This window comes from Cytobacillus stercorigallinarum (assembly GCF_014836495.1).
Classification (GTDB): Bacteria; Bacillota; Bacilli; order Bacillales; family Cytobacillaceae; genus Cytobacillus; species Cytobacillus stercorigallinarum.
The window spans coordinates 191,073-209,684 of record NZ_JACSQT010000004.1; the positions used below are offsets into that span (position 1 = coordinate 191,073).

24 protein-coding genes and 1 pseudogene are annotated in these 18,612 nt (G+C 36.6%); 6 read left to right on the forward strand and 19 right to left on the reverse strand.

Features of this window, described 5'->3' with window-relative positions; all coding sequences use genetic code 11:
* Positions 1–253: 253 nt before the first annotated feature.
* The 4 genes from H9655_RS10925 to H9655_RS10940 form a co-directional block, all read right to left on the reverse strand.
* Positions 254–952: a hypothetical protein gene (locus H9655_RS10925; protein ID WP_191813848.1), complete on the reverse strand. Its 699-nt coding sequence runs from the start codon at positions 950–952 to the stop codon at positions 254–256.
* 81 nt (positions 953–1,033) lie between these two features.
* Positions 1,034–1,348: an antibiotic biosynthesis monooxygenase family protein gene (locus H9655_RS10930; protein ID WP_191813850.1), complete on the reverse strand. Its 315-nt coding sequence runs from the start codon at positions 1,346–1,348 to the stop codon at positions 1,034–1,036.
* 24 nt (positions 1,349–1,372) lie between these two features.
* Complete coding sequence (locus tag H9655_RS10935; protein ID WP_191813852.1) at positions 1,373–1,621, reverse strand: HTH domain-containing protein; 249 nt, start codon at positions 1,619–1,621, stop codon at positions 1,373–1,375.
* Between the two features lie 8 nt (positions 1,622–1,629).
* Complete coding sequence (locus tag H9655_RS10940; RefSeq protein WP_191813855.1) at positions 1,630–1,809, reverse strand: hypothetical protein; 180 nt, start codon at positions 1,807–1,809, stop codon at positions 1,630–1,632.
* Positions 1,810–1,869: 60 nt separating this feature from the next.
* On the opposite strand from H9655_RS10940, the gene H9655_RS10945 reads away from it, so the two are divergent.
* Complete coding sequence (locus H9655_RS10945) at positions 1,870–2,058, forward strand: hypothetical protein (RefSeq protein WP_191813857.1); 189 nt, start codon at positions 1,870–1,872, stop codon at positions 2,056–2,058.
* Positions 2,059–2,063: 5 nt separating this feature from the next.
* Here H9655_RS10945 and H9655_RS10950 read toward each other — a convergent pair whose 3' ends face one another.
* The 3 genes from H9655_RS10950 to H9655_RS10960 are packed head-to-tail and all read right to left on the reverse strand — an operon-like array spanning position 2,064 to position 3,476.
* Positions 2,064–2,621, reverse strand: coding sequence for a DUF4256 domain-containing protein (locus H9655_RS10950; RefSeq protein ID WP_191813859.1), 558 nt, complete (start codon positions 2,619–2,621; stop codon positions 2,064–2,066).
* A gap of 17 nt (positions 2,622–2,638) precedes the next feature.
* Entirely contained in the window at positions 2,639–3,184 is a 546-nt protein-coding gene (locus H9655_RS10955) for a hypothetical protein (protein WP_191813861.1), read from the reverse strand.
* Positions 3,177–3,476: an NUDIX hydrolase gene (locus H9655_RS10960; RefSeq protein ID WP_318245472.1), complete on the reverse strand. Its 300-nt coding sequence runs from the start codon at positions 3,474–3,476 to the stop codon at positions 3,177–3,179. The genes H9655_RS10955 and H9655_RS10960 overlap by 8 nt, the downstream gene beginning before the upstream one ends.
* Positions 3,477–3,781: 305 nt before the next feature.
* On the opposite strand from H9655_RS10960, the gene H9655_RS10965 reads away from it, so the two are divergent.
* On the forward strand, positions 3,782–4,495 hold the full coding sequence (locus H9655_RS10965; RefSeq protein WP_191813863.1) for a class I SAM-dependent methyltransferase: 714 nt from the start codon (positions 3,782–3,784) through the stop codon (positions 4,493–4,495).
* Positions 4,496–4,545: 50 nt separating this feature from the next.
* Here the strand turns inward: H9655_RS10965 and H9655_RS10970 are convergent, their stop codons facing one another.
* Entirely contained in the window at positions 4,546–5,301 is a 756-nt protein-coding gene (locus tag H9655_RS10970) for a class I SAM-dependent methyltransferase (RefSeq protein ID WP_191813865.1), read from the reverse strand.
* Entirely contained in the window at positions 5,295–5,639 is a 345-nt protein-coding gene (locus H9655_RS10975; protein ID WP_191813868.1) for a hypothetical protein, read from the reverse strand. Before H9655_RS10975 ends, H9655_RS10970 begins: the two co-directional genes overlap by 7 nt.
* 122 nt (positions 5,640–5,761) lie before the next feature.
* On the opposite strand from H9655_RS10975, the gene H9655_RS10980 reads away from it, so the two are divergent.
* Positions 5,762–6,148 carry a hypothetical protein gene (locus tag H9655_RS10980; protein WP_191813870.1) on the forward strand — a complete coding sequence of 129 codons (387 nt, stop codon included), beginning with the start codon at positions 5,762–5,764 and terminating at the stop codon, positions 6,146–6,148.
* Positions 6,149–6,402: 254 nt separating this feature from the next.
* On the opposite strand, the gene H9655_RS10985 is transcribed toward H9655_RS10980, so the two are convergent.
* Positions 6,403–7,167, reverse strand: coding sequence for a hypothetical protein (locus tag H9655_RS10985; RefSeq protein ID WP_191813872.1), 765 nt, complete (start codon positions 7,165–7,167; stop codon positions 6,403–6,405).
* Between the two features lie 169 nt (positions 7,168–7,336).
* Here H9655_RS10985 and H9655_RS10990 point away from each other — a divergent pair, with 169 nt between their 5' ends.
* Together H9655_RS10990 and H9655_RS10995 are read left to right on the forward strand one after the other, a co-directional pair.
* On the forward strand, positions 7,337–8,470 hold the full coding sequence (locus tag H9655_RS10990; protein WP_191813874.1) for a CamS family sex pheromone protein: 1,134 nt from the start codon (positions 7,337–7,339) through the stop codon (positions 8,468–8,470).
* Between the two features lie 105 nt (positions 8,471–8,575).
* Positions 8,576–9,262 carry a DUF1796 family putative cysteine peptidase gene (locus H9655_RS10995; RefSeq protein WP_191813876.1) on the forward strand — a complete coding sequence of 229 codons (687 nt, stop codon included), beginning with the start codon at positions 8,576–8,578 and terminating at the stop codon, positions 9,260–9,262.
* Between the two features lie 265 nt (positions 9,263–9,527).
* On the opposite strand, the gene H9655_RS11000 is transcribed toward H9655_RS10995, so the two are convergent.
* The 5 genes and pseudogenes from H9655_RS11000 to H9655_RS11020 form a co-directional block, all read right to left on the reverse strand.
* On the reverse strand, positions 9,528–9,767 hold the full coding sequence (locus H9655_RS11000) for a hypothetical protein (RefSeq protein ID WP_191813878.1): 240 nt from the start codon (positions 9,765–9,767) through the stop codon (positions 9,528–9,530).
* A gap of 19 nt (positions 9,768–9,786) precedes the next feature.
* Positions 9,787–10,026 carry a hypothetical protein gene (locus H9655_RS11005; RefSeq protein ID WP_191813880.1) on the reverse strand — a complete coding sequence of 80 codons (240 nt, stop codon included), beginning with the start codon at positions 10,024–10,026 and terminating at the stop codon, positions 9,787–9,789.
* Positions 10,016–11,500, reverse strand: coding sequence for a glycosyltransferase family 2 protein (locus tag H9655_RS11010; RefSeq protein WP_191813882.1), 1,485 nt, complete (start codon positions 11,498–11,500; stop codon positions 10,016–10,018). The genes H9655_RS11005 and H9655_RS11010 overlap by 11 nt, the downstream gene beginning before the upstream one ends.
* A 67-nt stretch (positions 11,501–11,567) precedes the next feature.
* Entirely contained in the window at positions 11,568–12,809 is a 1,242-nt protein-coding gene (locus tag H9655_RS11015) for a nucleotide sugar dehydrogenase (protein WP_191814026.1), read from the reverse strand.
* A gap of 414 nt (positions 12,810–13,223) precedes the next feature.
* Positions 13,224–14,312: pseudogene (locus H9655_RS11020) on the reverse strand (glycosyltransferase family 2 protein); the annotation flags it as partial.
* A 286-nt stretch (positions 14,313–14,598) separates the two neighbouring features.
* On the opposite strand from H9655_RS11020, the gene H9655_RS11025 reads away from it, so the two are divergent.
* A complete protein-coding gene (locus tag H9655_RS11025; RefSeq protein ID WP_225230571.1) occupies positions 14,599–14,886 on the forward strand; it encodes a DNA-binding protein in 288 nt (95 codons plus the stop codon).
* A 408-nt stretch (positions 14,887–15,294) separates the two neighbouring features.
* On the opposite strand, the gene H9655_RS11030 is transcribed toward H9655_RS11025, so the two are convergent.
* From H9655_RS11030 to H9655_RS11045, 4 genes are all read right to left on the reverse strand, one after another.
* Complete coding sequence (locus tag H9655_RS11030) at positions 15,295–15,585, reverse strand: hypothetical protein (protein WP_191813884.1); 291 nt, start codon at positions 15,583–15,585, stop codon at positions 15,295–15,297.
* Between the two features lie 386 nt (positions 15,586–15,971).
* Positions 15,972–16,589, reverse strand: a complete 618-nt coding sequence (locus H9655_RS11035) for an NDxxF motif lipoprotein (protein ID WP_191813886.1) — start codon at positions 16,587–16,589, stop codon at positions 15,972–15,974.
* Positions 16,586–17,152: an HAAS signaling domain-containing protein gene (locus H9655_RS11040; RefSeq protein WP_191813888.1), complete on the reverse strand. Its 567-nt coding sequence runs from the start codon at positions 17,150–17,152 to the stop codon at positions 16,586–16,588. Before H9655_RS11040 ends, H9655_RS11035 begins: the two co-directional genes overlap by 4 nt.
* A 1,089-nt stretch (positions 17,153–18,241) precedes the next feature.
* Positions 18,242–18,568 carry a hypothetical protein gene (locus tag H9655_RS11045; RefSeq protein WP_225230572.1) on the reverse strand — a complete coding sequence of 109 codons (327 nt, stop codon included), beginning with the start codon at positions 18,566–18,568 and terminating at the stop codon, positions 18,242–18,244.
* Positions 18,569–18,612: the final 44 nt, after the last annotated feature.

Here is an 18,612-nt window from a genome sequence, read left to right on the forward strand (position 1 = left end):
AATCCGACTCTCTATCTGCTTTGTTTTCCCCTTTTGCGTGGCTTATATCTTGATGCGTCTCTCTATTTGCTTCGATTTTTCCATTTGCGTGGCTCATATCTTGATAACACTCTCCATCTGCTTTGTTTTCCCCTTTTTCATCGCTCATACCTTAATCCGACTCTCTATCTGCCTCGATTCCCCCTTTTGCATCACTCATATCTTAATACAACACTCTCTATGTACTTCCATTTGCCTCATATATCTCAGTATCTTACTTAAAGTAATAAGAGTGAAGGATGAGAGACATGATATATTCTGAGCGATCATCGGTTACATTTATGGCTTGGACATTACTTATCAGATGATTACGCCGCAAGACACCTTCCTGCCTATTATCTTTCATCAGCGAGATTGATGAAGTGACCGTCAATGCACTTGTGTTCCAGGTTTCCTCTCCTAGTTCAAAAATAATCACTTCTTTCAGCTTGGACATATTTTTCACATTGATTCCTGTGTTGGCTTTGCCAATTACGACACCATTTTTGTAAATCAGCCATTGCTCCTGTTGAGAAAACCTCCTACTTCTTTTCCAACGAACATCAAAGGAATCTTCCCCTATATAAATACGCAAAGATAAATACCAGCGCAAATCGAAGAAATCACTCACAAAATATTGCCATTTCTTCGTGAAATATTGCTGAATGGACCCGCGTTTTCCCTCACCTTTAAAAAGCTGCTTCTTATTCAGGAATGTTCGTTGCAGAAAATAAAACGACCAACACTCATGATTAGGAGGTTGATAGGTGGCTTCTTTTCTAGCCATCCATTTACTAACTAAATAAATAACAAACGCAGTTGCCGGGAATAAAAATATCGTAGCCGCATGCCACGGGTTAAATGCACCAAACATCATGAAGCGGACAAACAAAATTAACGATATCAAAACAAATAATAAATTTAATTTAACCAACCAAACACCCCTTCGTTTATATACGAACGAAATGGTAAAAAGTTTCAATTTTACAAAAAAAGCCTACCTCTAAAGTAGACTTCATCGTTCAAAACTATAACTTCCTTCCACCTTACAAATACGCACCTGATAGTGTTCATACCATTCCGACTTTCCCTTTTCCTGTGCAACTTTATGAGCGGTGTGGTCTTTCCACCTTTTAATATCCTCTAGCGTTGCCCAATAAGAAACAGTAATCCCTAATTGTGAGTCCCTGGCACTTTCGATACCGAGGAAACCTTCTTCCTTTTGCGCTAATTCCTCCATGGTCAGTGCCATTTTTTCATACCCGTTATCGCCCATTGTTCTTTTGGAAGTAAAGATCACAGCATAATAAGACGGTGGTAGCTCCTGCATGATTGACCCCCATTAAATGATGTATTATTTACAAATATAATGTAAAAATAGTACAGGCACAGCAAGCTTATATTTTGTTTCAACAGACACCGAGTTACTGTCAACTAGAAAATTCTCGATGTCCTCTTCGCTCACTCTTGTATAAATAGAAATCGTTTTTACGTTAAAACTCTTATTCGTGAGCAAAACGTCAATGACCGCTTGCAAACGACTATCCATATCACAAGCAAACATGCCAGTCGTTAATAAAGCTAAAAGGCGATCGAAATCCATACGCCTATTTACATCATTAAGCTCTCCGCAATCACACGTACTGTCTTTTTTCGATACGTCTCTATAGCCATCTGATTAATGCCAGAAATTTTCTCTAATGTTTGCGCATCCATTCTCAACTCATTCATCAATACAGTGATAAAATCCCTTGGGTCATTAATGGAAAAAAGTATTTGTGAATCTTTCAATCACAGCACCGCCTATTTGTATATAATGGTTGTAATTATCCATTTTAAGGAGGTTCTTCTATGAATCCGACTGTGACATTCTCCATGCAAGTAAAAGGATTGTCTTCCCCACTTACCGAAACCTTTACGCTTGAAGAACTATCTCTACATAAACAGATGTCAACCGAAGAGCTAGAGAACAGAGTAGATGCCATTTTTCAAACGTGGGTTTGGAGTCAAATCAGCTTTTCTCGAACCATCAATCATTAACAAAATCAAACCCTCAACTCACCACGGAAACCTCTAGCCCCGTAGTATGAATCGGCGCCGTTATGGTAGACAAATACATGATCATAGCGGCGGTCACAAAATAATGCACCCCCGAGGTTTCTAATATTCTCTGGAGTCTGTATCCAGCTAGATGTTTTCAGGTCAAAGTTCCCTAGCTGCTGCAATGATTCATACTGTTCTTCAGTAAGAATGGTAATGCCCATCTCATTTGCTAAATCCATCGCGCTCGTTTCTGGCTTATGTTTTTTTCTAGCCTCAAGTGCCTCTCTGTCATAACAAACACTACGGCGCCCCTTTGGACTTTCCTTAGAGCAGTCGTAAAAGAGGTATTCGCCTGTGGATTCATCATAGCCCACCACATCAGGTTCACCTTCTGTTCTCTCCATTTCATGAAGGGACCACAACTTGTCCGGTTGTGCTGTTATTTTTTCTTGCACCTTCTCCCATTCAATGCCTTCATGCCTGTCTGGGTTTTTTTCAAAACGCAATTTCAAAGTAGATAATAACGCTTCTTGTTGTTCTTCTGATAATTTCTTAGTCATCGGCTTTATTCCTTCCTTTATCTCATACTTGTTAGCAATCGGGCGAGTAGCTTCTCTTTGCCGTGCAAACATTGTTCTATCGTTAAAATACTAAAATATGGTCGGTTTCTCAAGTCGCTTAAGAAACAATCATCATACACAATCTCCACATATAAGTTTTGTTTCGGGGAAAACTTCGCCAAATCATCGTAAACACTACTTATCTCATCATCTACTGTCCTTGTGATGGCCAGTTGCCCTGTTAGACTCCCCCACCATACTTGAAAAGATTGATATACTTCATTAAAGCTTGCATCATCGATAAACAACCCTTTAAAGAAGTCGTTTTTTTGATCATAAAATAACTTTTCCCCGTTAAACCTATTCTCAGCTACAAGAGAAACCGCTTCTCCCCATTTCTCTTTATAGCATTGTTCAAAGTTTTGACGAAAAGCATATTCCCTAGTCATATAAGGAAACCTTGGCTTATTATTTTTCTTCTGATTTCCATATATATTTTGAATATAGATGAAAAAATTTAGCGCAGGACAGGCTTCTGTCATGATATAGAATTCCTTATTCATCTAGCCACCACTTCACTTCCAATTGCGTGTACGGTTTTGCTTTCACAAAGTGCTTCTCAACAAAAGAAAGCACGCAGTCATTGCCAGGCACCGTTATTTGCTGAAGTGCCTTCTCGAATGAAAACCAGACAAAATCGCTATGCTCTTCGTTCAACTTCACCTGCTCTTCTTCACCAACAAAGCCCACAAAAACCGGTGCCATATAGATGAAATCACCTTTTGGATGATAGTACTGCTCAAATGTATTGCTGACATATAAACGAATATCCGTTAGCCCCGTTTCTTCTCTCACCTCTCTTAGTGCTGCTTCTTACGCCTTTTCGCCTCTTCAATGGCGCCACCGACATAGCATCATTCGCGAAGAAAAGGCTCTGAATTTCTTTTCATAAGCAGAACGAACATATCATCCTCATACTTTTTTAGTAAAACAACGGCTATGCCACTACAATAAATGGGCGATTCGTCATAAAAAACACCTCACTTATTTATTCGCTCAGCTACAGCCATTTCCTTTAAAGGGTTTAGTTTTGCTCGTGTCGAAATTTAAATATACGATTGGAGATCTTTATTTACTACTAAAGGAGACAGCACTTTAAGATGATACCTTTGATATATGACCAAATGTATAAAATCGGACCCGACGATAAATTTTTATTATCAATCATCAACAATTTACAGATTCATCGCTTAGCAGATTTAGGATGCGGTACAGGAAGATTAACCAGTTACTTAGATACGAAGGGATATGGAATTACGGCAATTGATCCCGATGATGAGGCACTATTCGTTGCTAAAAATAGAGGGTTAGCAAATGTCCAATGGCTGGTTGGTGATAGTCGACTCCTGCAGGCAAACACCTACGATGCCATCATCATGACAGCAAATGTTGCCCAAGTATTTTTAACAGATGAGAGTTGGACAGCAACGCTTTCTGATATCCATCAGGCTTTACAACCTAATGGCTCCCTTATATTTGATTGCCGCAACATTTATGCAAAAGAATGGGAGAAATGGATGGCGGATGAGACACCCGACTATACAACTCATCCCTATACTGGAGAGAAACTTACCATTATTTCGTCGTATGAAGGAATGGAAAATGATGTTTTTACCTTCTATGAGACCGTTCAATACTGTGATAACGGTGAACTTATCACTCAAAGTAAGCATCAAATAAGGTTCCGCACACTTAAAGATATTGAGAGCTCTCTATCAAGAGCCGGGTTTACGATCAAATCATGTTACGGAGATTATCAAGATAAACAAGCGAATAATGATTCAGTTAGTTTTGTTTTTCACTGTATGAAATAAATTAAGTAAAGTCAGTGGTGTGGTCACTGGCTTTTTTTTGCACGCTTGCTCTATTTCGCTACCGCCTCAAATGTAATCGATTGATGGGCATTAGTAGGATATAGCCCTTGTTCATAATCGGCTGAAATAATGATGTCGTGGAAACCCGTTGCCTCAAGAATGGTCTTAAACTCTTCGACTCCGTACCAACGGAGAGGAAAATGTTCCAATTCTGTTTGTATCAGCTGCCCATCTCTCCATTTTTCATAACGATGGTGAGAAACCGTGTATTGTTTTATATAATTGACTTCAATCACCTTTTTCTCCAGCGTAATTACATCGCCATTTTCTGTTCTCCATGTCTTAGTCGATGCTTGATTTAGAGTAACGTCCGGTTGTAAAAAAATATCTACAATCAACTTTCCACCTGGCGAGAGATGGTGGTGGAAATTTTTTAATGCCTTTATAGAGTCGTCTCGTTCATGCAGCAACAGAAAAGTACCTGTTGGAATAATTATCGCTTCATATTTTGTTGGTAAACTAAACGATTCCATTTTCCCGCTAAATACATTGGTCTCAAGCCCTCTTTCTGCACAATGACGCCGACATATACGGAGCATCTCATCTGATACATCAAACCCTTCAACCGTAAAACCCGCTTCCAGAAGGGGAATAAGCGTCCTCCCCGTACCCACTCCAGGTTCAAGAATCCTGCCTTTACAAGTAGCTAATCTATCACGGTAAAAGGCAATGTCTCCAAATGTTGAACCTATATATTTATCTAAATCATATACTTCAGAAGAAAGTTTACTATAATAACTTAACAATGACTCTCACACCCTTTCTGAAGGGGCATGTCTAACTTATTTTTAGTAGATGAATAATAATAAATGTCTTTACCTTTACTCTTTGCATATTGTATTTCCTTTCGCGTACTCTCTCCAATGTATGCACCCTCATCAATCACATAAATGGCGTCACTCAAATCAATCTTTCTTAAATGTAACTCTTGTAGCATATTTAACTTCTCATCTGATAAATAAATGCGATCACTATGTTCAAAGAAACCAAGGCTTAAAACGATATGACCATTGTAGGTCAATGCCCCTTCTGTATGGATAAATTGTTGTTTAAATTTGGTTGAACCACAAAGTGTAATAATCAATTTGTTTTCCCCCCTTATTAGAGACTATTTTTTAAGGTTGTTCAGCATAAAATGAATGCAAGATTGAATCCACAAACTGAATAGTATAAAATTACACTAAAAATATAATTGGGTGACCTTTATTGAAAAACAAACTAGTATTTCTCTTATTAATTGCTAGTCTACTACTGAATATATATTTCTTTGGTAAATGGTTCTTGTTTAATCAATGGTTTGAAGCAACTACAGAAGAATCGATTATTTTAAGTGAAATGATACTAAAAACGGTTGAAAGTGAGGATTACTTAGCTTTAAGGGAAAGAGAAAAAATCATTGCCATCGAACCAGATATTAACAAGTTTAATGGTGGTGTCTTCCCGTTTTATATGGAAGTAAGTGTTAGAACTGAGCAACAAACTTACCTATTTTCCTGCAGTAATAAGCAATGCTCCAGTATGAAAAATGAAGGTTGGAGTTATTCGTTCTATGAAGAAGAAAAACCTCGCCTTCCATTTCAAAATACAGACTAAAAATAATAACAGGTGAAGAACGATCCGAAATTACCTAATTTCACATAAAGCTCTGAGGGGTGATAAACAAACTATAACAGGTGAACGCTATTTAAACCAAAGCATAACAACCGATGTAACGGGACCTTCCTCAACAGCGTTCATATTAAATTTTTTTGATTTAGCATGGGCTTGGCTGATTATAAGATTTACTTAACGAATAATCAAAATTATTAGACAAAAAAACAAGAACCCATATCACATCTCAAGTCTTATTATTTATTTTGAAAAGCATGATACAACATCAACACCTCCAACAGAATTTCTTTATTATATCCCGTTTTTTCATGGATTTTCATAACCCATTCATCGATACTGTTTAACGGACTTTCTTTAATTAGTCCATGATTCGTGCTCAAAAAGCTGGTCCAATTCGTAAATTCCCAGTGCGCTACTTCTGTTTGGTAGGGGATTCTGCATTCGAGTAAGGGAGTAGGCTTAATGAGATTTTGCGAATGTTCAGCTGCATGGAGAAAAACATCACGATCAACCGGACGTGTATCATAGATTTGCCTTGATTCTTTCCCATTCGATCTATGATAGCGAACTTCTACCATATCTTCATTCGGTATTAATTGAATGTTAGCACCGGGAAAAAAACCGCCTTGTTTTTCACTTGTAAAATGTTCATGGTGCTTATCTATTAACACTGGGTTTATCCACTGATCACCTAAATCACATAAGTATCGGCTACCATCATCATCTACCGCCACCACTGCTACATGGGCACGTACTGTCCCTAAATCATGACCGATTGGGAATGCTTGAATTCTTGATTGTTGAAACGCATCTAGCAACCAAATAGCTAAATCAAAGCAATTACCGGTAAGGCCATATTGTTCTCTATGTTCTTTCATTAGCGATAGTTCTCTTTGCTTTTTCTCACTACCCTTTTGGTGATACCATATTTTCGTCAGATTATCCATTGGGAACGTGTTAAATTGATTCCAAACTTGCTGAATACTTTCGGTTGCTCTCATGATCATTCACATCCATCTTCTTTCTGTTCTAACCCTTTCTATTCCACCTTTCATATTCCTTCTTTTTTTCAAGCAAGCTATGAAAATATCATTTGTACATAATGTCATTATATGGTACCTTTTATTTGCAAGATGATTGGTTCAAATACATACAAACAAGGAGTTAACCATGAGAAGGCTTCTACTACTTACACTTACACCATTACTACTTATTACGCTAACAGCATGTATGAATAAGGACGAGGAAGAAACCACGGATCAACCCGATGATATCGTCATTCCAACGCAAATTGAGAATAATATATTTAAAGTCAAGCAACCGTTTAAACCAGCTAATGCACGAGGCGCAATTACAGCAAATGTGTCTAATAACTACGATATCACTGAGATTGAACTGGGGTTGATGGATATCACTTCTGAATATTTTTCACCAGAAGACCACCTTTATCAATCAGGTCAATATATAGATAGTGACTTGCTTAATGAATTACTTGCAAGAGAATCTAATGATACGCCTAATGGGCTGAACCCCAAAATGAAGGAAACAAAAGATCGACTGGAAGATGAGGAAAAAACCCCTAATATCATCTCTCACATTCACGAACAAAATTACTTAAATGAAAAAGGGAAAGTTGTTGGCATTTCATTAGCTATTTCCATCAATGATTACTACCATATTCGGGTAATGGATGATGCTGGCTTAGTTCACACAGGTGAAGTAAGAGTGAATGAAGTTTATAAAGACAAAAGTTACAACGAAAAATATGCAAAAAACATCGCAAAAGATGTCATTTCTGCCGTCAGAGGGGTTGAAAATGTCCCTAATGTACCCATTGTCTTATCTATCTATGAAGAAGCAGGCCCAAATGAAATTACACCTGGCCAATTCCTAGCTCATACTTATATTGATAAAGGGAAACAGGGGATTAGCAGCTGGGAAAAGGTTGAAAAAGACCAATATGTCTATCCTTCAGATGAATTAAATGAAGTGGATAAAAGTCTCCACGATAGTCTCAATTATCTATCAGATGACCTTCTTACCTACTTTACAAATTTGGATTTAAGATTAAACGGCGATATTAATTATGAGCATGATAATTTAACAAATATAGAATTAAAAATCTATGCACCAGGTATTTCAAAGACCGAGTTAACGAGCATTCTTAACTTTTGCGGTACGAAAATTAATTCTATAGCAGGCGACCATGTGCCCGTCTCCATTCGCATCATCAATGTAGATGAAGAACTTGGGCTTATGATTTGGGATACAGAGAAAAAAGAAATCTTAACGGAAATATTATAAAGGATAGGCTTCTTCTTTTTTAAAAAAGGAGGAGCCTTTTTACTGTTTGTCCAATCACTTCCTCTTCCTTGTTAATAAAATAATGATAAGTAAAGGAGTGATAACTTGAAACTTTCAGAAACAAAAGGCGCATACGATCTCGTTGTAAGTTTAGGCAGTTGGTGTGGCCCTGCCATCTATACAAAAGAGTATAACTTAAGAAAAAATTCATTTCCTTTTGATTGGGTACAGTCAACACATCTAAACATGGTCAATCAACTACTTAAAAACAAGTTTAAAAATTACATGGAAAAAGATCACATGGTGGAAAAGAATATTACGGCTCATTTCGTCAACGAAGGACAAGTCATTTATGAAGAAGGTGGCAACACTCCTACAAGAGCTCATTTTGTTCAGGACCGTCTATATCAAATCGATTCTGTCCACGATTTCCCTATGATTGCCAACCAACATTGGACCGAGCAATATCCAGCATTCAAACAAAAACTCTACAAACGCATCCGAAATTTTCTCACAAAGATCCAAACCAGCAAAAAAACGTTATTCATCCGATATGAATGGGAAATTGCAAACTATGATGACATTATTGAATTGCAAACGACCCTTTCGAAACTCACCCGTGGCCCCTTCAACATCATCATCATCCAACAAGTAGATATACCATTAGAGCGACCACTCATTGATGAGGAATGGCCACATGAAGGAATCTGCTTCGTAAAAATACCCGTTAACCATCATTATGATAAACAAATATGGAATGAAATCCTTACGGGTGTAAGTTTGAGGAAGTAAAGACAGTCGATGATGCACTGTCTTTTTTTATTTAAACAAGACTTTATTATCTCTCCCTATTCAAACACTTTAAAGATTGGCAGGGTCCCCTTTTCCACGTTATCAACATATTTTAGAATCCCAAGTGCGACTGTTTCCTTTTTCCCGTAGTTCTCAAGCCAACTTTGGCCGACTTTCCCTCTCCTCCTACTCCTCACCGTTATACACTATCAACAAAAAAGAACCTCACACCAAAATGGTATCAGGTTCCGTACGCCTTATTTGTTTATGAATAACCTGGCAAAGATAAACTGACGAGTTGTGCATCTGCACGCAGGGAGTCTCGTAAGGTTGTTTCCACACAGGCAACTAGCGGAATTGTGATGATGATGATGCCATTTTCGAATTCAAACTCAAGACCTGGGCAAACCTCATCACATTGTATTTTCGTTTCTGCTCTTCCTGTTCTTGTATTCACCATGATTTTCAGACAAATATCAAAACAACTTTCATGACTACATGCCATTTCCATTCACTCCTTGTGTTTATTGATAGCCTGGTAAAGATAAACTTGTTAGCACTGCACTCGCACTTAAATCATCTTTTAATGTCGTTTCCACACACGCTACAAGTGGCAATGTGATATGAATGACACCATTTTCAAATTCGAAATCGATCCCACCGCAAGATTCATCGCACTCAACGGACGTTTCTGCTCGTTTGCTATTCGTATTTACCACCAATTTTAAACACACATCAAAACAACTTTCATTTTTACAAGCCATTCTTCTTCTCTCCTTTTTTTTGTAAATTCCCTAAATATATCATCGCCTCTAAATGATCACCGACGATAACTGAAGTAGTCGGTGCTAGACTTCCTTTTTGATTTGCATAATGAGTATGCGGGCGAAAGCGATTGATTTTATCCACTTCTACATGGTGTACATTTTCGACTACACAATTAGTAACAAGTAACTTTACGTAAGCTAATACAGGATTAGCTAATGATTGCACTCCTACTTTTTCAATACTTTTCCTACTCAAGGCATGGGGGACAGCAACAGTGGAGCCAACACCTAAATCAGCTCGATCACAGGCTAAATTTATTGCATATTTACAGGCAGTAACTAAATGAAGCGGCCAGTGCTGCTTTAAGCTAGCATTGAGGTCATTTACTGCAACATCAACGCCCCGCTCTACGGCCTCTACAAACGGCTGTAAGTCTTCCATCGAAATGACAAAATCGCCATCAACAAATAACAAAATCTCACCGGTGGCAAAGTGTGCACCTATCGCTCTACCAGTATCTAAACCTAGTTTTTCAGGAAACTGAATCACCGTTGCCCCTGCATCATATGCATGAACCGCTGTCTGATCATTTGACCCATTCACAACAACGATGATTTCTAACGGAGCTAATCGCATACACTCATCAATTACTGCCTTCATTCGTGCTTGTTCATTTTGCGCTGGGATGATAATCGATAATTGGGATAAGGGATTGGCATGGTCATTTTTTCGAATAGTTGGCTCATAGCCCTGGATAACCGCATCTAGTACATCTAATCTCCTTTCACCATCAGAAAATCTAGAACGACTATTAGGTGGGTATCTTTGTGTGTACGCTCGTAAATAATTGTCTATTCTTCTCCTATCATCCTTCCTATCCCACACTTGATTTTGCAGCTGAAAGATATTACGAATAGGAAGCTGATGTGACAATACATAGCCTTGTTGAACTAATTTCACATGTGCTTCAACAGGATTGCTAAGTGTATCGATACCAATTGTATCTATTGTTTTTTTAGAGAGTCCATAAGGGACAAATATGATTTGGTCTATTTTTAAATCTGAACGATGAATAAAAGCATTGGTTATTTGCGGGAAAATAGTAGAAGGAATATGGCGGTGTTTTTTTTGAAATTCATAGTCCATATTATTAAGAACAACATCCGCGCTATTATCCATCAGTGGTTGTAAAAATTGCTGGAGCGTCGGTACCGTAATATGTTGGTTGAGGTCTAAAAATAACATACATGTTCTCGTTGCCTTTTTTGCCCCGATGACATGTGCTTCGTAGACATCCTGCCAAGCATCATTGACTACGAGGCGAAACGGATCAACATTGCGTGATTTGTGGGCAACAAAGATTACTTCAACATTTGTGATAGATTGATAGGTGTGGATTAACTTACTTACATACTGATTACTTGCATCCCGACTAATAGGAACAATCAAAGATAAACATGAACCATCCAAAAATCATCGTCTCCTTATATCTTTAAGTGGCATCACCCCCTTACAAGGAGAATATTGTATCGCCTGTTCATTTCCCTGTTTTTAATACATGCCTTGTATCAATAATATTTTCAACTTTCGACAAAAGTTTATAATCCAAATTACTATGGTCGGTAAGAAGCAGGGTTAATTGATACTGTGATAATTTCTCTTTCGTTAACGGAACGGATTGATAGCTTTTATTTTCAAGGATAATAGTGGGTACATAAGGATCGTGATAGTCTACCTGATAACCTTTTTGCAAGAGTTCACTAAAAATCGTTAAAGCTGGAGATTCGCGGACATCGTTCACATCTCTTTTGTACGCAAGGCCAACCACAAGGATTGCTCCAGCTTCCCCTCCTAATTCAGCTTCTACTTTTTTGACGATTTTTTGAGGCATCGTATCATTAATCTCTCTTGCAGCTGCTACAAGCTGACTACTTAAGCCGTATTGATTGAACTTCCATTGTAAATAAATAGGGTCAACAGGGATACAATGTCCACCTATTCCAGGACCAGGCCAATAGGGAGTAAATCCAAATGGCTTTGTCGCAGCTGCCTGCAAAGCTTCAAAAAAATCAATGTCTAATCGATCACATAGCTCGTCCAACTCATTCACTAGTGAAATATTGACCAATCGCTGTGTGTTTTCAAATAACTTTGCTAACTCTGCAACTTTCGGCGAACTTACTGGTACAACTTCAGCAAAATACTTTGCATAAAACTGTTCTATTTTCGCAAGAGAACTATCCGTTTGACCGCTGATCACTTTTGGGATAGAGGCTAACGTATATTGCTTATTTGCTGGATCAATTCTCTCAGGTGAATAACATAAATAGTAATCTTCACCAGCTTTAAAGTGATGGCGTGTGAATATGGGCTCAATCACCTCTTCTACTGTTCCCGGATAAGTAGAGCTTTCATAAATAATCGTTTGTCCCGTCTGTAAATATTGGCAAAGATAGTTAGTAGCTGCAATCATCGCACTTAAATCTGGTTCATCCTGTTCGTCAATCGGTGTTGGAACTGTGACGATAATATAGTCAGCGGCTTTAAGCAATTCCTCCGCTGTGTCCGTATGCCTTGGAATAAAATGCTTTATTGCTTGCAGCTCTTCGTCTGTTACATCAGGAATATAACTGCTACCTTGCTGTAATAACTCAATCTTTTGAGTATCTTGATCGATGCCTGTTACATGACAGCCCTTTTCTGCTAAGTGGAGGGCAAGTGGTAGACCAACATAGCCGAGACCAATAACAGCTACTCTATCTGTGTGACCTAGGAGCATGTCCCATTTTCGATTGCCATCTGTATAACCGCATCTTTGATTGAACGATAATAAATATGAAAATGCTTCAATATGATCACCTAGAATCCGATCCGTTGATTCGACTCGACCATCGGCTTGCCTGTGATGCTGTATTCTGATTTTATTCGGCTTGACGACATCAACATAATGAACGGCTTCGACTTTAAATCCTTTTAAAATAGCCTTTGCTTGAAATAACGGTGGAGACATCAATGTGAGGATACCAACCTCGTCAATCACTTTCCTGCTCATTGCGTGTGGGATGGCAGTAAGAGAATTAACAGTGAGGTCCTCTCTTTTCAGCGCCATATTCAATAAATATTTAGCAGCACTCACGGAATGCAACGGATGGGCACGATCGAGCAATACCTCTAAATCATTAAGTGCCATATCTGCTCCTGCTTCTACAGCTTTTATAAAAGGTGTTAGGTTTTCTGCTTTAATAACAAAATCACTATCTAAGAACAAACAAATATCTCCTGTACTGTGAAGCGCACCAATGGCTCTTGGAATATTATGTCCGAGCGAATGATCAAATACGATCACTTTCACACCTGATTCTTCTACCTTTTCCTTTGTTCGTTCATCTGCACCATTTAAAACAACAATAATTTCATCAATGCCTGTCTTTTTTACCTCAGCAATCACTTCAGCAATCGTATCCGGCTCTTTCCCTGCAGGAATAATCGCACTATACTTCGCTCGTTTCTCTTCCTTTACCGAAAAAGCTTGTACATATTCCTTAAAAGATGGACGATTTCGCCTTCCATCATTTAAACCACCGCGAAAGCCTCTCTCTTCAATCAATTGCGCCACTGCACGTAAGTGGTCACCAATGATTAAATTTGTGGAAATTGAAAAAGAGGAGCCAGTAATCTTCTGATGATGTTTCGGTCGAATCTTATTTGTAGCAATCACATCAATGGCTACCGGTGCACTCATCTTTAATTCTTTCATCACAGCTATACAATGAGCCAATGGAGGACAGGCTAAATTCTCCCAACCAATCGTATCAAGCGCTGTTTTTGTCATTACATGAGGAACAGCGACTAAGGAATTAACGGATAATTCACCTTTACCTAAAAAATGATTAAGAGAGAACTTCGATACTGCCGTCGGATGTGGTCTAATGGGGCGCTTCATGGTCCAGCTTAAGTCATTTAGGGCAATATCCGCCCCATCCCGAATGCCATCAAGCAATCCTTGTAACTCTTGTGCTCTAACGACAATATCTCCATCGATAAAAAGAAGCGTATCTCCTTTTGCCTCCCTTGCACCAATTGCTCGTCCAATATCTACGCCAAGGGGTTCTTCATAAACGAGCATTCTACACCCGAATGCTTCCGCTATTTTTTCCGATCCATCTGTTGAACCATTCAAAACAGCGATGATTTCATATGGCTCAATCTTCACTAACTCTTCTAATACGGGTGCCAACGTAGACTCTTCATTCTGAATGGGAATAATAACAGATAGATTCATACACTTCACTTCTCTCCTTCAGCAAAATTAATAGTCTCCTTTGTGCTGTAACTATAGCCTTTTCCATCACAAACCCGAGAAAAACACTAAGTAATATCAATATATACAGCTTGGCCATTTTTGTTCTCGGACAAGTATACAATCTATGAAAGATGGTGCGATAGACAGGGGAGATTGGTTTAATTATCGAGGAATGATCAAATTTTGATACTCAAAAATCATATTTTTATTACTTATTAGGACATGTTAAAGTAGATATATATATATATTTAAGGGGGCGTACAAATTGGAATTCGAGTTGAATTTTTTCTGGATTGCCGTCGGTTTAGCATTACTTGGCTATTTCATAGGCAATGGCTTAAAGCAATTTAAGAGCAAGACCGAAGCAAATATGAATAGTTTACTTGTGGAACAGAGCCACCTTCATCTTTACTTTTACTTAAGTGAAGAAGATATGAAAGATCTGTTGGAGAAGCATCCTCACGCACCAAAAGTTACGCTTAATGGCAAGCATTATTATCATCTACATAAATTTCGCGCATGGCTTGATTCTGATGATATATATCACTCATGAAGAATTTGTTTTGACAGTTTCACGCTAATCCATCTATAAAATTCACAATATTATAAATATGTCATTCTCTTATTCAGAAAGGTGGAGGGAATGGCCCGGTGAAATACTGAAGGAGAGCGATTTATATCGACCACTATTTCATAAAGAGAAATGGGAAGGAATATTTAGACTCCACGGATACATGTATTGAGCAAATCGAATGGTCTCAACTCTAGTGAATGTCGCGTATGAATCTCTCATTTATTAATAGATAGAGGGGCTTTTTTGTTGAGAAAATCCAATCAAGAGGATTGTAGTAAGGTGGAGAAAGAGACTTTTCTGCAGCAAATTGCAGTCAATCCGATTATCCTATCTCGAAACAAAAACAACTTGTAAAAAAGGGGAACATACAAACAGAAATCCGAACGATTACACAGTCGTTCGGACTTCCTCATTCAATAACACTGCATTTAACCTCTTGTTCATCTTCTTCTGATAAGAACAATGGCTAAATCTCTTTTCGTTAAATTCACCAATCACATTCCGTACACGGTCATTATGGACGATTAAGTTTCGAAAAATCTCATTCTCCAAATAAGCATTAAACCAACTATACTCCTTCAACTTCCGCAGATTATGTGTTACATCCTCTTGCGTGACTTGCGTAATAAAGGGGGAAAAAGAAATAATGCTCATCAAATTCAAGAAAAACTTTTTCATTAGTGGATGCACCCTCTCTTATGATTTATATGTAATTGGCTGTGAGTATTTGTGTGGGTTATAACTTACATTAGTTGGTGTGATTTATGGGTTTGCGTTACTTATATATTCTAAGGTATGTTATTAGCTATGAATTTTAGAGTTATATTGCTCATATTTTTAAGTTTTACGATCAACACGTTTTGTTTAAATTATACCAATAGTTATATTTTTTACAAATATATACTTTTACATTTCAATCATTCATTGGAAATATCACTTAAAAAGAATATCTAAGGAAGAATGGCAATGCTAAAAGGAGCCTTTCCCGTACGAAATACAAAGAAAAAAGTGTACCAAAAACTAAATCTGGGCACACTTTTTTGTACATCTAGAAACAAATAAGATTATTCTGATTTTCTTAGTGAATTCTCCCCGAATGCATTAGTATCAATATCTTTACGCTCAAGGAATTCTTCTATTTTTTTCTGTTCTCTTCCATTCACGACATCACTTTTTTTTGTTATTGAATCTAAGTTTATTGTTGGAATAACTCCTTTATCTATGTCGTCTGTAAGTTGATTGAGCATTATATCTATTTCATACAGCATCTCATTTATACCTGTAATATATCTGCTAATTCTTTCAGACTCCTCTAGATAACCTTCAGGTAATGTATTTTGTGAAATATAATTGGAGAAATTTTCATCATTTTCTTTTGTAAGTCTGTAAATTTGGTCTAATTTGTCCAATTCACTTTGAGTCAATTTTATTTCATCATCTATCTTTCCTTGAAATGGATAACTTGCAAGATATAATGCTTCATAAGTGTCTAGGTAAGTTTTTATGCTTGATTTCATTTCTTTTTCATCAATTACACTGTTTTGCTTATTGGAAGTAAAAATAATACTAGGAATGTCTACATTCTTGGTATCAAGCATTTCATCTTCTGTAGTGTCAATACTTTCTCCATTTGAACATGCACTTAACATAAAGAGTATTAGGATACAAAACAATCTTTTCATATTCCATTCTTCCCCCTTGCAATTGACGTATGCCATCTTAGGTATTTAATAAATAATCTAACAAATGACCTCCCTATATAATACCCTAGGAGTGCTAAAATTGAACCTATAATTAGACCTTTTATGGACTCGAGAATTTCTGCAAATCCTATTGTAAATTCATTAACAAATCCCATTATAATTAAAATTATGGGAGAGAGTATCATTATAGGTACACTAATTATATAGGCCAATATAAATGGTGTTAGTAATATCAAAAAGATTAAACTCACTATAATAATAAAGCAATTCATTACGCTTAATCCCATAATTGTCAGCAATGCTGTAAGTATACTTCTTAAGTTTTTATTCTCCTCAATCTTATTAATCGCATAAACAGCGTTTAATTCTTTAGCGATTTCTTCAGGGTTTCCTAATTCTTTAGATATCTCCTCTTCACTCTTATTTTCACTTTTCCCTTCTGTAAAATGTATTATATATTCTTCTAATATATCTTTTTGTTCTTTTTCAGACATAAACTTCAAGCTATTTTTAAGTCGTTTTAAGAAATTATTTTTGTTCAAGTTTATCCATACCCCCCCTTTGAATTCTGTAGTAATTTTCTATATGGTCCTTCTTTTTAAACCAACCTTCTTCAAATCGGGTAAATAGTTCCCTCAGATATAATAATTGATTAGGTATTTATTATTAATAAGACTATTCATTCCAGTACACCTTTTAAACTGTGCGTTCATAATTATCACAAGCGTTTTTAATTTATTTAATACTACATGTGTATTAAAAGGTACTACACTTAACACTGTATATAAATATCATAATATTAAAATTATAAGTAATTAATACCTTAAAAGGATCATATGGATGATTGTTGCTAAAATCCACACTCTATATTTTTCGTTAGCTAATTTAACAATTGTGGGTATTATAAATTGATTTAATTTATTGTTACATCGTACTTGAGGTATAGGAAAATAAAATAAAGGAAATCTTTATGAGGAGTTATTTGTCATTATACTTTTCAAATTCTTTAATTAAGTAGTAAATAGATATGCATTCTAATATAAATCACCTACCCTCATCCTATATTTCCCATTATAAAGCAAACCTGGTATATAAATATACCAAGAATTGTAAAATTAATAAAAAGTTGCATATTAGGACATTTAAAGAAAACAAATGAGGGGATCGCAAAATGAAAAAACTTAATTATTAGAATAATTTATATGGAATAAGCTCGAGTACATTTAATATTTAATTTAAAATATCTCTTTCAAATTCTGCAAAAGCAAAAAACATCGTTCTAATGAGTTTATTTTGAGGTGTATTATTCAATCTTCCTAAATTAAGAATATTCATTTATCCCCCCCCCTTACCTAACAAGTTTCTTAGTTGCCCATTACCTTGAATAGTGGAATATGAAAAAGATTAATCTTAGTAACCACTAAAGTATTTCCTTCATCCCACAATATCTTGAGTTACTTCTTATGGAATACTCCAGTAATTGTATTCATAATTTTTCCTATTGTAATGCGCTATAAAGGGGGCTACACCTATGACCACGAATAGAAAAGGTTGTCATAATGCAATCGCTAAAATACACTCCCGATTGATTTTAATGGATAAGCTCACCAATCACTTCTATTGATTGCACACTATTCCCCTCCCCTATAATCCAAATCAGCAAAATAACCAAATAATATAAAACAAATTATAGCAAGAATGAATACTAATAATGCATAAACAAGCAGTAGCATTCTTGTTACAAAACCGTTGAATCTCTCATAGAATTCATTAGCAACATATTCGGTTAATCCAAAAAAAGGTAATGCTAAAATCATTAAGAATTCAAAATCATACACAATCCAGCTATAAAATTTACCCCCTGCTGCTCGACTAATCAAATACAAAAAAGAAAAAAATAGATTAACTATTAAAAAAAATCCTAGCGTTCCAAACAATACTGCGATAAAACCCATCATATAATAAATATCACCTCGATACATTAATTTATAGCAACCCGAAT

Bases quoted from the DNA above. Each gene is read 5' to 3' on its own strand.
- H9655_RS10930 (WP_191813850.1), bottom strand. From the start codon at position 1,348: ATGCAGGAGCTACCACCGTCTTATTATGCTGTGATCTTTACTTCCAAA.
- H9655_RS10935 (WP_191813852.1), bottom strand. From the start codon at position 1,621: ATGGATTTCGATCGCCTTTTAGCTTTATTAACGACTGGCATGTTTGCT.
- H9655_RS10945 (WP_191813857.1), top strand. From the start codon at position 1,870: ATGAATCCGACTGTGACATTCTCCATGCAAGTAAAAGGATTGTCTTCC.
- H9655_RS10950 (WP_191813859.1), bottom strand. From the start codon at position 2,621: ATGACTAAGAAATTATCAGAAGAACAACAAGAAGCGTTATTATCTACT.
- H9655_RS10955 (WP_191813861.1), bottom strand. From the start codon at position 3,184: ATGAATAAGGAATTCTATATCATGACAGAAGCCTGTCCTGCGCTAAAT.
- H9655_RS10965 (WP_191813863.1), top strand. From the start codon at position 3,782: ATGATACCTTTGATATATGACCAAATGTATAAAATCGGACCCGACGAT.
- H9655_RS10985 (WP_191813872.1), bottom strand. From the start codon at position 7,167: ATGAGAGCAACCGAAAGTATTCAGCAAGTTTGGAATCAATTTAACACG.
- H9655_RS10990 (WP_191813874.1), top strand. From the start codon at position 7,337: ATGAGAAGGCTTCTACTACTTACACTTACACCATTACTACTTATTACG.
- H9655_RS11000 (WP_191813878.1), bottom strand. From the start codon at position 9,767: ATGGCATGTAGTCATGAAAGTTGTTTTGATATTTGTCTGAAAATCATG.
- H9655_RS11005 (WP_191813880.1), bottom strand. From the start codon at position 10,026: ATGGCTTGTAAAAATGAAAGTTGTTTTGATGTGTGTTTAAAATTGGTG.
- H9655_RS11015 (WP_191814026.1), bottom strand. From the start codon at position 12,809: ATGCTCCTAGGTCACACAGATAGAGTAGCTGTTATTGGTCTCGGCTAT.
- H9655_RS11030 (WP_191813884.1), bottom strand. From the start codon at position 15,585: ATGAAAAAGTTTTTCTTGAATTTGATGAGCATTATTTCTTTTTCCCCC.
- H9655_RS11035 (WP_191813886.1), bottom strand. From the start codon at position 16,589: ATGAAAAGATTGTTTTGTATCCTAATACTCTTTATGTTAAGTGCATGT.
- H9655_RS11045 (WP_225230572.1), bottom strand. From the start codon at position 18,568: ATGATGGGTTTTATCGCAGTATTGTTTGGAACGCTAGGATTTTTTTTA.